Below are 14,442 nucleotides of genomic sequence, written 5' to 3' on the forward strand. Positions count from 1 at the left end.
GCGGGGCCAAGACCCCGCCGCGCGCACCCCCATCACTTGCGAGCAGTCCGGAGCGAGGTGGCCGCGAGCACCAGCCCCGCGAACACGAATCCGGCCGCAGCCAGCCAGGCAGCGCCGTACCCGTCCCGCAGGGCCAGTGCGTCGCCGGCACCTTCACCCAGCCGGCTGGCCGTCGTCGACGCCGCGAGCGTGGCCAGTACGGCGGTGCCGACCGCGGCACCCGCCTGCTGTGCGGTGTTGTTGAGTCCGGAGGCCAGACCAGCGTCACCTGGCTCCGCACCGGACATGGCGAGCATGATCGCCGCCGGGATGGCCAGACCGATGCCGGCACCCATGACCGCGAGCACGGGCGCGACGTGGACGACGTACGAACCGTCGACCGGCGCCTGACTGATCCACAGCAGCGCGGCGAGGAACGCGGTGAGTCCGGCGATCAGCATCGTTCGCGGGCCGAACCGGACGGTCAACCGCGGCGCGATGGACAGTGACATCACGGCGTTCATCAGAGGCGCGGGAAGAAAGGCGAGACCGGTGGTGAGCGAGTCGTAGCCCAGCACCCGTTGCACGTAGAGCGCGGTGGTGAACTGGAATCCGAACCCGGCCGCGAACAACAGCACGACGACCACGTTCGCCACGGTCACCTGCCGCCTGCGGAAGATGTGCAGCGACAGCAGCGGGTTCGCACTCCGGGCCTGACGCAGAACGAAGGCCGCGAGCAGCAGCACCGAAACGACAGCCAGCACGAGCGTGCGAACCAACTCCGCGTGCGGCTCCGCCGTCTGGACGATCGTGTAGACCGCAAGGGAAAGCCCTCCGGTCACCAGCACGGCCCCCAGCACGTCAGCACCCCTTCCGAGGCCCAGACCCCTCTCTCCCGCCAGCAGGCGTACGGCGAACGCCAGCGAGGCCAGCCCGATCGGGACGTTGATAAGGAATGCCCAGTGCCAACCCACCGTCTGCGTGATCACGCCACCGAGGATCAGGCCGATGGACGCGCCACTGGCCGAGGTGAAGCTGTAGACGCCCATCGCCCGCGCCTGTTCGCCCGGAGCCGGGAACAGCCCGACGATCATGCCAAGGATCACCGCGGAGGCCAGCGCCCCGCCGACGCCCTGCAGGAAGCGTCCGGCGATCAGGACCTCGGCACTGGTCGCCACCCCGCACAGCAGGGACGCGGCCGTGAACAGACCAAGGCCGGCCAGGAAGACGCGCTTGCTGCCGAGCAGATCGCCGATCCGGCCGGCCAGCAGCAGGAGACCGGCGAAGGCGATCAGGTACGAGTTCATCACCCAGGCGAGACCCGCCTGCGAGAAGCCGAGGTCGCTCTGGATCGTCGGCAGGGCGACCGTCACCACGGTGCCGTCGAGGATGATCATCAGCTGCATCACGCACAGCACGACAAGTGCTTTCACGCGGCCCGCAGCAGAGCGGGCGGCCGGTGCAGGGGTTACCGAAGTGGTCGTCATGAGAACGACCATAACAGATAGTTTTGTAGCGGACTATCTCTTTCTGGATCAGCTTGCGCGCTGCCGCCCGCGCCGTACCGGCTGCGCCTCGACCGGCGTGGACAGGTGCCCGCCGACGAGCTCGGCGAGCGCGTCCACGAACGGCTTGCGCTGACCGGCGGCGAGCGCGTCGAGCGCCTCGGCGTGCACGCGGTCGACGATCCGCTGACCTTCCTGCGCGACCGCCGCGCCGGCCTCGGTGACCGCGACGATGCGGGCCCGGCGGTCGGTGGCCGACGGTTTGCGTTCGGCGTACCCGGCCTTCTCGAGCGCGTCGACAGTGACGACCATCGTCGTCTTGTCCAGGTACGCCAACTCGGCGAGCTGGATCTGCGTCCGCTCCCCCTCCAGCGCGTGCCGCAATACGCATTGCATCCGCACGGTCAGCCCGACCTCGGCCAGCGCGGCCGACAACCGGGTCTCGAGCACATGCCCGGCGTGGGTCAGATACCCGGTCAGATCAGGAACCGTGCGCGCTGGAGTCTTCGCCATACGTCGAGCGTAGCGCGGGATCATCCGGCGACAGACGATCCCGAGACAGATCATTGCTCCGCCGTCGGCGCGGGCACGTAGCATCTCGCGTGTGGTGAGGACTGAGACGGATCGGTGCCCCGGAGTCCTGGCAGTGCACGAGGCGGCCGACGGCGGCCTGGCCCGGGTGCGGGTGCCGGGCGGGGCGCTGACGCTCGCGCAGCTCGACGTACTCCGGCAGGCGGCCGACGACCTCGGAGACGGGCGGCTGGAGCTGACCTCGCGGGGAAACGTGCAGGTCAGAGGGCTGACGGCGGACGGGCCGCAGGAGCTGTCGCAGCGGTTGTACGACGCCGGCCTGCTCCCCTCCATCACCCACGAGCGCGTGCGGAACATCCTCGCGTCACCACTGTCCGGGCTGGACGGCCAGAGCCGGTACGACGTCCTGCCGGTGGCTGCCGCAGTCGATCACGCCTTGTGCGCCCGCCGGAAACTCGCGGACCTGCCGGGGCGGTTCCTGTTCGCCCTGGACGACGGACGGGGGGATCTGACCGGTGCACGGGCGGACGTCCTGGTCCGGGCGCTGAATGATTGCCAGGCGGTCCTGACCCTGGGCACGAAGGGCGTGCGGGTGAGTTGGGCCGATGCGGCCGACGTGATGATCGCGGCCGCGAAGGCTTTCCTGAAGGTGCGTGCCGGCCAGGAGTGGCGGATCGCGGAGGTCGAGGGCGGCGAGAGCAGGATCCTCGAGCGGCTCGGTCTGCAGGCGACCGTGGAACTGCCGACCGGAACGACAACGATCGATGCTGGGTGGCACGGGGAGAGCGCGCTGGTGGTGACCGTTCCGCTGGGCAGCCTGACGCAGGAACAGGCCGCCGTCGTCGGGGAGGTCGCCGACGAGGTCCGGATCACGCCGTGGCGCTCGCTGGTCCTTCGCGTGCGGGCCGATCCGAGCGATCGGCTCGACGGGGTCGGACTGGTCACCACGGCGGACTCACCCTGGAACGGGGTGACGGCATGTGCCGGCCGGCCGGGCTGCGCGAAGGCGCTGGCGGACGTCCGGGCGGACGCCCGCCAGGTGACGCCGCGACTGCCCCGGCACGGCCGGCCGGTGCACTGGTCCGGCTGTGACCGGCGCTGCGGCAAGCCGGCCGGCGAGTTCGTCGACGTACTTGCTGTAGGCAACGGATACGCGATCGACGGCGAACGGGGAGGACTCGGGTGAAGCACGAGTACGTGAAGGACGGGGCCGAGATCTACCGGCAGTCGTTCGCGACGATCCGGGCCGAGGCCGCGGTCGGTCTCGGCCCGCTCCCGGCCGACGTTGCGCAGGTCGCCGTACGGATGATCCATGCCTGTGGCATGACCGACCTGGTCGAGGACATCCGGCACTCCACCAACGTGGTCAAGAACGCGCGCGCCGCGCTGCAGGACGGGGCTCCGATCCTGTGTGACGCGCAGATGGTGGCATCCGGCGTCACCCGGAAGCGCCTGCCGGCGGACAACCAGGTGATCTGCACGTTGCCGGATCCGCGCACCGTCGAGTTGGCGGAACGCCTGCAGACGACTCGGAGCGCGGCGGCTGTCGATCTCTGGTTCGAGCACCTGGAAGGGTCTGTTGTTGCTATTGGCAACGCTCCGACGACGTTGTTCCGGCTGCTCGAGGTGATCGCGGCGGGTGCGCCGCGGCCGGCCGCGGTCCTCGGCATCCCGGTCGGGTTCGTCGGGGCGGCCGAGTCCAAGGAGGCCCTGGCGGCGAACGACCTCGGGCTGGAGTACCTGATCGTGCAGGGCCGCCGGGGTGGCAGCGCGATCACCGCGGCCGCCGTCAACGCGATCGCGAGCGAGGCGGAATGAGCGGGCCGACGACGGGCCGTCTGTGGGGCGTCGGGTTGGGCCCGGGCGATCCCGAGCTGGTGACGGTGAAGGCGGCCCGGTTGATCGGCGCGGCGGACGTGATCGCGTTCCACAGCGCCCGGCACGGTCGCAGCATCGCCCGCTCGGTCGCGGCGCCGTACCTCACCGACGGGCAACTCGAGGAGCACCTCGTCTATCCGCTGACCACGGAGACGACCGACCACCCCGGCGGCTACCAGGGGGCGATGGACGATTTCTACGCCGACTGCGCCGCCCGGTTGGCCGCGCACCTCGATGCCGGCCGCGACGTCGTCGTCCTCGCCGAGGGCGATCCGCTCTTCTACGGGTCCTACATGCACATGCACAAGCGGCTGGCGGACCGGTACCCGTGCGAGGTGGTCCCCGGCGTCACGTCGGTCAGCGCGGCGGCCGCCGTACTCGGCCGACCGCTGTGCGAGCGGGACGAGATCCTCACCGTGTTGCCGGGCACGCTGCCTCCCGACGTACTGGCGGACCGGCTGCGGCACACGGACGCGGCCGCGGTGATGAAACTGGGCCGGACGTTCGGAGGTGTCCGCGAGGCGTTCGAGCTCGCCGGACGCGCGGACGAGGCCTGGTATGTCGAACGCGCGACCACGGACGCGCAGCGGACCGCTCCCCTGGCCGACATGGACCCGGACGACGTGCCGTACTTCTCACTCGCCCTCCTCCCCAGCCCGATCAACACCACATTCACCGCCCCCGCGACCAGGACCGCAGCGGACGGCGCGGTCACCGTCGTCGGCCTCGGACCGGCCGGACCGGAGTGGATGACGCCCGAGGTGCGGGCCGCGATCGCGAGTGCCGACGACCTGGTCGGCTACGGGCCGTACGTCGACCGGCTGCCCGACCGGGCCCGTCAGCGCAAGCACGGGTCCGACAACCGGGTCGAGTCCGAGCGGGCCGCGTTCGCGCTGGACCTCGCCCGGAAAGGGTCGAAGGTGGTCGTGGTGTCGTCCGGCGACCCTGGCGTGTTCGCGATGGCCAGTGCGGTCACCGAGGTCGCCTCCGAGCCGGAGTACGCCGACATCGCCGTACGCGTGCTGCCCGGCATGACCGCGGCCCAGGCCGTCGCGAGCCGCGTCGGTGCGCCACTCGGGCACGACTACTGCGTCCTGTCGTTGTCGGACCGGCTCAAGCCGTGGGAGGTGATCGCCCAACGGCTGTCCGCCGCCGCCGCGGCCGACCTGGCGATCGCGATCTACAACCCGGCCTCCAAGACCCGCACCTGGCAGGTCGCCGCCACCCGCGACCTCCTGCTCGAGCACCGCGCACCGGGTACGCCGGTCGTCGTCGGCCGGGACGTGGGCGGGCCGGAGGAGGCGATCACCGTCACAACCCTCGCTGAGCTGGAGCCGGAGACGGTTGACATGCGCTGCCTCTTGGTGATCGGGTCGTCGCAGACCCGCACCGTGCCCCGCCCGGCCGGACCCCTGGTTTTCACTCCACGTCGCTATCCGGCGACGGCGAGTGACTCTGAGCCAGAGTCCGGTTAAATCCGCCGTCCGGCTGTGTCGGGGGCGATCCGGGCGGGTAGGCAACGGCCCGGAGCTGACCAGTGAGGAGAAGCGGAATGGTCCAGCAGTACGGCGACACCGCGACGCAGCCTGTCACCGCCACGATGGTGCCCGACGACGACACCACCAGCACCCAGCGGTACGAGGAGGCGCGCGCGGCGGCGCACCGGGCGATGACCAACGTGACGATCATCCCGGACCAGCCGCCCAGCCCGGACCAGCCGCCGGTCGAGCCCGACGTCGATCCGGAACTGCTGGCCTACCGGGGCTTCAAGTTCGGCGCGGCGTTCTTCGGCTGGCTGATCGCGATGGCCATGACCGTCGTCCTCTCGCTCGCGGTCGCGGCCGCGGCCCTGGGGACCGCGGAGATCCTGGACTACTCGCGGGCCGACGCCGAGGCCCAGCCCGGGGCGGCCGGCATCACCGCCGCGACCATCGCCGTCCTCACCCTGACCCTCGCGTTCTACTCCGGCGGGTACGTCGCCGGCCGGCTCGCCCGCTTCGACGGCGGCCGCAACGGGTTCGGCGTGTGGATGTTCGCCTTCCTGTTCTCGGTGCTCGCGGCCGGCGTCGGCGCGCTGCTGAACAACCAGTACGACCTCACCGACGAGGTCAGCCGGCCGGACGTGGCGCTCTCGACCGACACGGTCACCACCGGAGGCATCGTCGCCACCGCGGCGCTGCTCGTGCTGACGCTGCTGTTCTCGATCGTCGGCGGCAAGGCCGGCCGCCGGTACCACGACAAGATCGACCGCCTGCTCGACTGACCGTCAGTCACCTCCTCACCACGCATAGCCAGCGTTCCCGACGGGTACCGGAGGAACGACACGGGGCCGTCTCGTGAGGAGAACTGACATGGTCCAGCAGTACCGGGACGACGCGGACACACAGCATCGCGACGAGCACACCGCCGTTCGCGAGCCCGACACGACCACCCGGCCGGTGACCCGGCCACTGCACCGGGCCCGCATCAAGACGTCGGCCGCCGACGAGGTGGACCCGGCGTACCGCGGGTTCAAGGGCGGGGCGGCGTTCTTCGGCTGGCTGGTCGCGGTCGGCCTGATCGCCCTGCTCACCGGGATCGTCGGGGCGGTCGCGGCCGCGGTCGACTACGCGGTCACCATCGACTGGAACGCGGCCGAGGCGGAGGCCGGCACGATCGGCATCGTGTCCGGCGCGGCCGCGTTGCTCATCCTGGCGATCGCCTACTACAGCGGCGGGTACGTCGCCGGCCGGCTCGCGCGCTTCGACGGTGGGCGGCAGGGCTTCGGCGTCTGGCTGATCGGCGTACTGGTCACGCTGGTCGTCGCGGCGATCGCCGCGCTGGCCGGTTCGCAGTACGACGTACTGAACCGGGTGGAACTGCCGTCGGTCCCGCTCGCCGACGAGACGCTCACCGCCGGTGGGCTGATCGCGGTCGGCGCGGCCGTCCTGATCACGCTGTTCGCGGCCGTGATCGGCGGCAAGGCCGGGCAGCGCTACCACCGCCGCATCGACACCAGCGTGGACTGATCTCCCATCACCGCTCCTCATAACCCTCCCCCAACCCCTCCCAGACCCGGACGGCGGATGACCCCCATCCGCCGTCCGGGTCGTCGTTGTCCCCGCCGCCGAGTGCGGGCAGGATGCCGGACATGACCACGGACGACGGCCGCACCGCGGAGGACGGCCCGACCGCGGAGGACGGCCCGACCGCGGAGGACCGGGGGACCGTGGTCGACCGGCGGACCGTGGAGGACAGCGGCACCGCGGTGGACCGGCGGACTGTGCTCGTGGTCGGGGGGACGAGCGGGATCGGCGCGGCTACCGCGCTCCGGTTCGCCGCCGACGGGCTGTCCGTGATCGCGGCCGGGCTCGACCCGTCGGCAGCACCCGATGGGCTGCGGCAGTCCGCTCGGCTGCACGAGCTCGACCTCCGGACGCCGGACGCGCTCGAGGAGCTGATCGGGTCGCTGGACCGGCTCGATGTGCTGGTGAACGCCGCCGGCATCATCCGGCGCGGCGACGAGCACCGGCCCGAGGTGTTCCGGGACGTCGTCGAGATCAACCTCACCGGCGCGATGCGCGCGGCCGAGGCCGCCCACGACCTGCTCTCGGCGACCCGGGGCTGCATCGTCAACGTGGCCTCGATGCTGAGCTACTTCGGTGGTCCGCTCGTCCCGGCGTACAGCGCCAGCAAGGGCGGCATCGTCCAGCTCACCAAGTCCCTCGCGGTCGCCTGGGCGTCCGACGGCATCCGGGTGAACGCGGTCGCCCCCGGCTGGATCGCGACCGAGCTCACCGCCGCACTGCAGGCCGATCCGGTCGCCGCCGACCGGATCCTCTCCCGTACGCCAATGGCCCGCTGGGGCTCGCCGGAGGAGGTCGCCGGTGCGATCGCCTTCCTGGCCGGCCCGGACGCGGGATTCGTCACCGGCGCCGTCCTGCCCGTGGACGGCGGCTACCAGAGCATGTGAAGGAGCTTCGATGATCCCGGTTTCGGCAGGAGTGCCCGCGGAGATCGCCGTACCGGCGGTGCCCGAGGACGACCGGTTGTGGGTGCCGCAGGCGCCGGACGTGTGGTTCCGGCCGCTGATGCTGAACACGATCACCGGGCAGTGGTGCAACCTGCTCAAGGTGACCCGGTCCGGCATCGTCTCCCGGCACCGGCACCCGAGCGCGGTGTTCGGCTACGTGATCAAGGGCAAGTGGCAGTACGACGAGCACGAGTGGGTCGCCGAGACCGGGTCGTTCGTGTACGAGCCACCGGGTGAGATCCACACGCTCCGGGTGCCGGAGGACTGCACCGAGATGATCACGTTCTTCAACATCTCCGGCGCGATGATCTACGTCGACGACGACGGCAACCAGACCGGGTACGAGGACACGTTCACCAAGATCCAGCTGTGCCGCGACCACTACGGCGCCAACGGCCTGGCCGCCGACTACGTCGACCAGTTCATCCGGTGATCGTCCGGACCGCCTCGACGACCTGATCGAGCGCCGGGGACCGGTGGCCCCGGCGCCGGAAGAGCGCGACCTGCCGGTCGACGCCGGCGTCGTGGATCGGGACCAGCGTCACCCCGTCGAGGTTTGCGGTCGTCACGGCGAGCTCGTTCGTGACGCCGACGCCGAGGCCGTGCCGCACCAACGAGAGCAGCGTCTGCGGCTGGTTGGTGCGAAACGCGGACCGCGGATTGAGCCCTCTGGACGCGAACGCCAGGTGTGACTCGAACTGCCGCGGCCCGTCGCTCTCACCGATAGAGATCAGCGGCAGCTCGGCGAGTTGCTCGAGACCCACCGACCGGTTGCTAGCGAGCGGATGCGTCTCCGGGAAGACCGCGGTCAGGGGCTCGCGCCAGAGCACTTCGTGGACGAGCGACTCGTCCGCGACCAGCGGGTGCACCGGGCGGATGGCGAGGTCGATGTCGCCCCGCATCAGGGCAGCCTCGAGGTCGACGCTCGGACCCTCGACGAGCAACAGCCTGACGTTGTCCGGCAGACGGCGTACGACTTGGGGAAAGAGCCAGGCGGCGGCGCTCGGGTAGGCGCCGAACCGGACCTCTCCGCCGGCCGACAGCCTCTGCACCAGGCGCAGGATCTCCTCGGCCTGCGGGAGCAGCGCGCGTCCCTCCGGGGTGAGCCGGGCCGGGTGGGCGGTGCGGTCGAAGAGCCGTACGTCGAGGGTGCGTTCGAGGTCGGCCACGTGCTCGCTGATCCGCGACTGACCGCGAAAGACCGCCTTCCCGGCCGCGGAGAACCCGCCGTGCCGGGCGACCGCGACGAAGCTGACGAGCCAGTCCATCCGGAAGCCGTACGCCGCGGTCAGGTCCATGGACTCACGCTAGCCGGGGAAGAGCGTGGGAGTCCGGACTGTTGTTTGTGGTGTGAAGGTCGTCGTGATCGGTGCGGGCCAGGCGGGGCTCTCGGCTGCGTACCACCTGGTGCGGCTGGGATTCACGCCGTACGACGAGGTCGTCGTACTGGACCGGAATCCGGCGCCGGGCGGTGCGTGGCAGCACCGGTGGGACTCGCTGACCATGCACGACGTGCACGGGATCGCTGACCTGCCGGGCGTGCCGGTGCCGCCGAGCGCGGCAGCGGATCGGGCGAACGAGTTCGTGCCGGCGTACTTCGCGGACTACGAGCAGCGGTTCGCGCTGCCCGTGCTGCGGCCGGTCACGGTGTCGAGCGTGCATCGGGTGGACGGGTTGTTCGAGGTGCGGACGTCGGGCGAGACGTACCTGACGGAAGCGCTGGTGAACGCGACGGGGACGTGGAACCGGCCGTTCATCCCCTGGTATCCGGGGATCGAGACGTTCCGCGGGCGGCAGTTGCACACGGCCGACTACCGCGGGGCCTCTGAGTTTGAGGGTCAGCACGTGCTGGTCGTCGGCGGTGGCGCGTCGGCGGTACAGCTGCTCGCGGAGATCTCCGAGGTCGCCTCCACAACCTGGGTGACCCGGCGGCCGCCGGAGTGGCGGACGGGCGAGGACTTCACCCCGGAGTACGGGCGCCGGGTCGTCGCCAAGGTGGAGGAACGGGTCCGCGCCGGGCTACCGCCGCGCAGCGTCGTCAGCGTGACCGGTCTCCACCTCCGCGCACAGGAACAGGCCGCGTGGGACCGCGGCGTCTACACCCGGCAGCCGATGTTCGCCCGGATCACCCCCGACGGCGTCGAATGGCCCGACGGCCGCAGCCTGCCCGTGGACACCATCCTCTGGGCCACCGGCTTCCGCGCCGACCTCGCCCACCTGGCGCCCTTGAAACTGCGCGAGCCCTCCGGCGGCATCCGCATGAACGGCACCCAGACCGCCCTCGACCCCCGCATCCACCTCATCGGCTACGGCCCCTCCGCCAGCACCATAGGAGCCAACCGAGCCGGCTTCACCACCGCCCGATCCCTCCGCACCCTCCTCCACCCCTTGGCCGCCTGACGCCCGGCCGAGCGCCTTTCAGCTCGCTGGTTGGGGGCGTTGGGCGATGAGGACGAGGGAGGGGACGCCGGCGGCGCTCTTGGGGAGGCGTAGTTCGGCGACTTCGTCGAGGCCGGCTGTGGTCAGGAGGGTCCGGAGGTCGTCGGGTTGCCAGAGGTGGGTGGTCCACGTGACGGGGATGCCGCCGTACGCCTCGGTGCGTTCGATGTCTCCGTCGCCCAGGTGGGTCCCGATGATCAGGTGACCGCCGGGGACCAGCGCCCGGGCGAAGTCCGCGAGGACCGTCGGGAGGATGTGCCGCGGCAGGTTGAACAGCGACCACCAGCCGAGGATCCCGCCGTACGACGAGTCGGCGAGGTCCAGCTCGGTCGCCGAGGCGACGGCGAACCGGTGGCCGGGATGGCGCCGCCTGGCGTGCTCGATCATCCGCGGTGAGAGGTCGACTCCGGAGACGTCGAGTCCACGCTCGGCGAGGTACGCGGTGAGGTCGCCAGGACCGCATCCGACGTCGAGCACCGGGCCGAGGCCGTGTACGGCGGCCGCGAAGCCGTCGACCGCAGTCCGCAACCACGGGTACGTCGTGATGTCCCCGAGGTTCAGGTCGACGTACGCGTCGGCGACCCGGTCGTAGGAGCTCCGGACGAGGTCGAGATCGGCAGGCTGCGCGCTACGGGAGGAGGACATGGTGCGCGATGCTAGCCCGTCGACGGCCGGGGGCGGACACACCGTGTGGTGGGTCAACCCAGGGAATACCTTGGGTGATCTCCCCATTTCGTGTTCAAGGCCCCAACGAGAGGGTCAGCGCATGATCAGGGTGAGGAGGTCGGTGCCGAGGGCGCGGAGGGCGGACTCGTCGAGGCGGTAGGCGACGAAGCGGCCTTGGCGTTCGGGCGTGACCAGGCCGGCTCGGGTGAGGGCTCTGAGGTGCCGGGTGACCTGGGTGGGGTGGAGGTTCCAGAGGGCGGCGATCTCGCCGGCTGTGCGGGGTTCGCTGGCGACGGCGCGGCAGACCTGGAGACGGTCCGGTGTGGCCAGGGCCTCGAGCCTGGCGCGGATCTGCTGAGCCGTCGGTACGGCGGGCCCGCGACCGCCGGCCGGATAGATCACGGTCAGCGGTGAGCCGGGAACTTCGCCGAGGAACAGATGCGGCGCGATGTAGTTGCTGGGGACAAGCAGCAGCCCGCGCGACGCCAGGTCGATCCGCTTGTTCTGCACCTTCTGCACGATCACGCTGTCGTGATCACGTATGTCGATGGAGCCGTCCAGCGACCGCAGCATCGCCCCGACGCCGTCCCGCAACGCCAGATCCCGGTCCTGCCGACCACGGGCGGCCAACGCGTCCCGCGACTCCTCCCACACCTCCCGGAACCACTCCGACCAGCAAGCGTCCAGCACATCGACGAAACGCCGTACGGGCTCAGCCGGGTCGGTCAGCAGGCCCTCGACGAGAGCGGCCACAGCGCGCCCCCGGCTGCGTGCCCAGTGGAGTACGGCGTCCGCGTCCGGGCTGCCGCCGCGCAGAGACCGACCGCGCAGCGGCCGGACGAGCTCGGCGGCCAGGTCCTCCGGCGGGCGGGACCGCAGCGCCCCGAGTTCGTCCTCCCAGCGCGGCGCACCAACGGCATCACTCGTCGCGAAGAAGCGCGCCCGGACCGCCCGCACGGTCCACGTCCACTGCGACAGCTCCTCCCGCAGTACGGCGGGCAGCCGTACGCCGGCCGCCCACTCGACCCGATCGTGGTGTCGCGGCTCCGCCAGGACGTGGAGCGCGCAGCCGAGCTCGATCAGAGGTGAGGCGACGTGACGGATCCGGTCGGGGTCGAGCCGGCTCACGCCCGCGAGAACTGTCGGCAGAGCTGCTCAGTCCTTCAGCTTGAACTCGAGGTCGGTCTCCCAGTCGTTCAGGTCGGGGACCTCACGCGGATCGGACTTGTAGATCTCGAGCCGGGCGGTCCAGCGGTCGCCGTCGGCGTCCCACTCGAGGCCCTGCTCGGACGCCCACTCGAGCAGGTCGCGGGTGGCGCCGAGCAGGCCGTCCGGGTGCCCGTGGTGGGTGACGCTCGCGTACCGGCCGGCCGGGAGTACGCCGGTGACGATCTCCCCCTCGCCGTGGTGCAGGTCGTCGACCGGGAAGCCGATCTCCATCACCAGGCCGGCGTCCATGTCGACCACGTCGTACTTGAAGAACGGCGCGTCGTTCGGGGCGATCTCGTGGGCGGCCAGCCAGGCCACCACCTCGCCCATCCGGTCGGCGAACGCGCCGATCCCGTCCATCGCGACCTTCCCCCGCAGCGCGACGTACGGCCGCTCGTCCCGCTTCACGATCTCCGGCATCCCACGTCCTCCCGATCGGTGCTGCCTTCAACGTAACGCCTGCGTCGGCCATTATCGTCAGACCTGGCGCCCGGCCGTCCTCGGGCGTCTACTGGGACCCAGGGGTGGGCATGATGAGGCGTTTCAAAGTCGTCGTGGGGGTGCCGGCCGCGGTCGCCGCGGTGGCCGTGCTGCTCGTCGGGCCGTCGTCGACCGCCGTCGCCGAGCCGACGACGCCGATCACGTACGCCTCCGGGACGACGGCGACCCGCTTTACCGGCCTGGCGTTCGACACGTGCACGGCGCCGTCGGTCGCCCAACTGTCGGCGTGGAAGGCCTCGCCGTACAAGGCGATCGGGATCTACATCGGCGGCGTCAACCGCAGCTGTGCGCAACCCCAGCTGACGCCGAGCTGGGTCAGCAGCGTGACCCGGATGGGTTGGCGGCTGATCCCGATCTACGTCGGGTTCCAGGCGCCCTGCACCTTCCGGACGACCGCGGTGAAGATGACCGTGCCGTCCGCGACGTTCCAGGGCGGCCTGCTGGCGCGGGATGCGGTGAAGGTGGCCCGCGCGCTCAACCTGCTGCCCGGCAGCGCAATCTACAACGACATGGAGCACTACGACGCGACGGACGCGACCTGCAAGGCGACCGTACTGCGGTTCCTGTCGGCGTGGACGAAGGAGCTGCACCGGCTCGGGTACCTGTCCGGCGTGTACGCGCACCAGAACTCCGGCGCCCCGCACCTCGCCGCGGCCTACAACTCCTCGTCGTACGCCCGGCCGGACGCGCTGTGGATCGCCCGCTGGGACGGCAACAGCTCGCTGACCGGCTGGCCGACGGTGCCGAACACCTTCTGGGCCGTGGGACAACGCGGCAAGCAGTACCTCGGGGACCACAACGAGACGCACGGCGGCGTCACGCTCAACATCGACAGCGACCGCTTCGACGCGCCGGTCGCGAGCGTCTGGTACACCTACACGGCCCGGACGACGATCCACTCCTACAGCGGCCCGTCGACCGCGTACCCGGTCCGTTCGACGATCCCCGCGAACGCCGGCGTCCGCATCGTCTGCCAGACCTTCGGCCCGAAGATCGGCACCACGACCGTCTGGAACAAGCTCGTCGACGGCACCTACGTGACCGACTACTACGTCCGGACCCCGAACAAGCCCGGCTACTCAGCGCCGATCCCGGGTTGTAGCAATGCCTACCAGACGATTGTCGACAATCTGGCCAGGCGACGCGGCCCAGGGACGTCGTACGCCGCTTACCCGGGCCTGCTCCCGATCGGCTCGCTCGCCTGGGTCACCTGCCAGCGTGCCGGCTCCAAGGTCGGTACGACGGCCGTCTGGGACCGCCTCAGCGACGGCAGCTGGGTGACCGACTACTACGTCGCCACCACCAGCAAGACGACGTACACCGCCCCGATCCGGCGCTGCTAGACCGCCCACGGAGGCTGGATCGTTGTGCCGTCGGCCATCGTCCCGGTGAAGCCGGCGGTGATGGCGACGTACAACTCGGCCGGCTCCGCACCGAGATTGGTCAGCCGGATCGGCTCACCCGCCGGTACGACGACCGCGTCGCCGGGACCGAGCTTCTCGCCGTCAGGCGTCACCTGGACGGACCCGCTCAGCACCATGAACACCTCGTCCCGGTCGAGCGTGTGCGGCTCACCGCCGCCGGTGCCGGGCTCGACCGCGAGCTTCCACGTACACAGCCCCGCGGACCCGCGGCTCGGCGCCGCCAGCCCCGTGAACTCGACCCCGGGCAACTGGAACTTCGGCGCCTCATCTGCGCGAATGACCTGCATGACCCTCCCCT

General features: G+C 70.9%; 16 protein-coding genes. 9 read left to right on the forward strand and 7 right to left on the reverse strand.

Translation table 11 applies throughout. From position 1 onward, the window contains the following. Positions 1-32: 32 nt before the first annotated feature. Both ACQPYZ_RS25650 and ACQPYZ_RS25655 read right to left on the reverse strand, forming a co-directional pair. Entirely contained in the window at positions 33-1,466 is a 1,434-nt protein-coding gene (locus ACQPYZ_RS25650; RefSeq protein WP_433160582.1) for an MFS transporter, read from the reverse strand. A gap of 48 nt (positions 1,467-1,514) precedes the next feature. Next, positions 1,515-1,997: a MarR family winged helix-turn-helix transcriptional regulator gene (locus ACQPYZ_RS25655; protein WP_433160583.1), complete on the reverse strand. Its 483-nt coding sequence runs from the start codon at positions 1,995-1,997 to the stop codon at positions 1,515-1,517. Between the two features lie 94 nt (positions 1,998-2,091). Here ACQPYZ_RS25655 and cobG point away from each other — a divergent pair, with 94 nt between their 5' ends. The 7 genes from cobG (at position 2,092) to ACQPYZ_RS25690 (ending at position 8,338) form a co-directional block, all read left to right on the forward strand. Then, on the forward strand, positions 2,092-3,201 hold the full coding sequence (cobG, locus tag ACQPYZ_RS25660) for a precorrin-3B synthase (protein ID WP_433160585.1): 1,110 nt from the start codon (positions 2,092-2,094) through the stop codon (positions 3,199-3,201). Then, entirely contained in the window at positions 3,198-3,833 is a 636-nt protein-coding gene (locus tag ACQPYZ_RS25665; RefSeq protein ID WP_433160587.1) for a precorrin-8X methylmutase, read from the forward strand. Before cobG ends, ACQPYZ_RS25665 begins: the two co-directional genes overlap by 4 nt. After that, on the forward strand, positions 3,830-5,368 hold the full coding sequence (locus tag ACQPYZ_RS25670) for a precorrin-2 C(20)-methyltransferase (RefSeq protein ID WP_433160589.1): 1,539 nt from the start codon (positions 3,830-3,832) through the stop codon (positions 5,366-5,368). The genes ACQPYZ_RS25665 and ACQPYZ_RS25670 overlap by 4 nt, the downstream gene beginning before the upstream one ends. Positions 5,369-5,445: 77 nt before the next feature. Continuing rightward, positions 5,446-6,156 (forward strand): hypothetical protein, encoded by a 711-nt coding sequence (locus tag ACQPYZ_RS25675; RefSeq protein WP_433160590.1) that lies wholly within the window; start codon positions 5,446-5,448, stop codon positions 6,154-6,156. A gap of 88 nt (positions 6,157-6,244) precedes the next feature. Then, positions 6,245-6,901, forward strand: a complete 657-nt coding sequence (locus ACQPYZ_RS25680) for a hypothetical protein (RefSeq protein ID WP_433160592.1) — start codon at positions 6,245-6,247, stop codon at positions 6,899-6,901. 122 nt (positions 6,902-7,023) lie between these two features. Continuing rightward, complete coding sequence (locus tag ACQPYZ_RS25685) at positions 7,024-7,845, forward strand: SDR family NAD(P)-dependent oxidoreductase (protein ID WP_433160594.1); 822 nt, start codon at positions 7,024-7,026, stop codon at positions 7,843-7,845. Positions 7,846-7,855: 10 nt separating this feature from the next. Further along, positions 7,856-8,338, forward strand: a complete 483-nt coding sequence (locus tag ACQPYZ_RS25690; RefSeq protein WP_433160595.1) for a 2,4'-dihydroxyacetophenone dioxygenase family protein — start codon at positions 7,856-7,858, stop codon at positions 8,336-8,338. Here the strand turns inward: ACQPYZ_RS25690 and ACQPYZ_RS25695 are convergent. Further along, positions 8,328-9,203, reverse strand: a complete 876-nt coding sequence (locus ACQPYZ_RS25695) for a LysR family transcriptional regulator (protein ID WP_433160596.1) — start codon at positions 9,201-9,203, stop codon at positions 8,328-8,330. The genes ACQPYZ_RS25690 and ACQPYZ_RS25695 overlap by 11 nt on opposite strands. A gap of 52 nt (positions 9,204-9,255) precedes the next feature. Between ACQPYZ_RS25695 and ACQPYZ_RS25700 the strand changes: the two genes are divergently transcribed. Beyond that, the gene (locus ACQPYZ_RS25700) at positions 9,256-10,305 is read left to right on the forward strand and encodes an FAD-dependent oxidoreductase (protein ID WP_433160598.1); all 1,050 of its coding nucleotides are present in this window, start codon (positions 9,256-9,258) and stop codon (positions 10,303-10,305) included. Between the two features lie 18 nt (positions 10,306-10,323). Here the strand turns inward: ACQPYZ_RS25700 and ACQPYZ_RS25705 are convergent, their stop codons facing one another. From ACQPYZ_RS25705 to ACQPYZ_RS25715, 3 genes are all read right to left on the reverse strand, one after another. Next, the gene (locus ACQPYZ_RS25705; RefSeq protein ID WP_433160600.1) at positions 10,324-10,989 is read right to left on the reverse strand and encodes a class I SAM-dependent DNA methyltransferase; all 666 of its coding nucleotides are present in this window, start codon (positions 10,987-10,989) and stop codon (positions 10,324-10,326) included. 114 nt (positions 10,990-11,103) lie between these two features. Beyond that, the gene (locus ACQPYZ_RS25710) at positions 11,104-12,138 is read right to left on the reverse strand and encodes a DUF5937 family protein (RefSeq protein WP_433160602.1); all 1,035 of its coding nucleotides are present in this window, start codon (positions 12,136-12,138) and stop codon (positions 11,104-11,106) included. A 27-nt stretch (positions 12,139-12,165) separates the two neighbouring features. After that, positions 12,166-12,639, reverse strand: coding sequence for a GyrI-like domain-containing protein (locus ACQPYZ_RS25715; protein ID WP_433160603.1), 474 nt, complete (start codon positions 12,637-12,639; stop codon positions 12,166-12,168). A gap of 113 nt (positions 12,640-12,752) precedes the next feature. On the opposite strand from ACQPYZ_RS25715, the gene ACQPYZ_RS25720 reads away from it, so the two are divergent. Continuing rightward, positions 12,753-14,063 carry a glycoside hydrolase domain-containing protein gene (locus tag ACQPYZ_RS25720; protein ID WP_433160605.1) on the forward strand — a complete coding sequence of 437 codons (1,311 nt, stop codon included), beginning with the start codon at positions 12,753-12,755 and terminating at the stop codon, positions 14,061-14,063. On the opposite strand, the gene ACQPYZ_RS25725 is transcribed toward ACQPYZ_RS25720, so the two are convergent. Further along, complete coding sequence (locus ACQPYZ_RS25725; RefSeq protein WP_433160606.1) at positions 14,060-14,431, reverse strand: cupin domain-containing protein; 372 nt, start codon at positions 14,429-14,431, stop codon at positions 14,060-14,062. The two genes, ACQPYZ_RS25720 and ACQPYZ_RS25725, sit on opposite strands and share 4 nt — an antisense overlap. Positions 14,432-14,442 lie beyond the last annotated feature (11 nt).

It is taken from the genome of Kribbella sp. CA-247076 (assembly GCF_050942445.1).
Taxonomy (GTDB): Bacteria; Actinomycetota; Actinomycetes; order Propionibacteriales; family Kribbellaceae; genus Kribbella.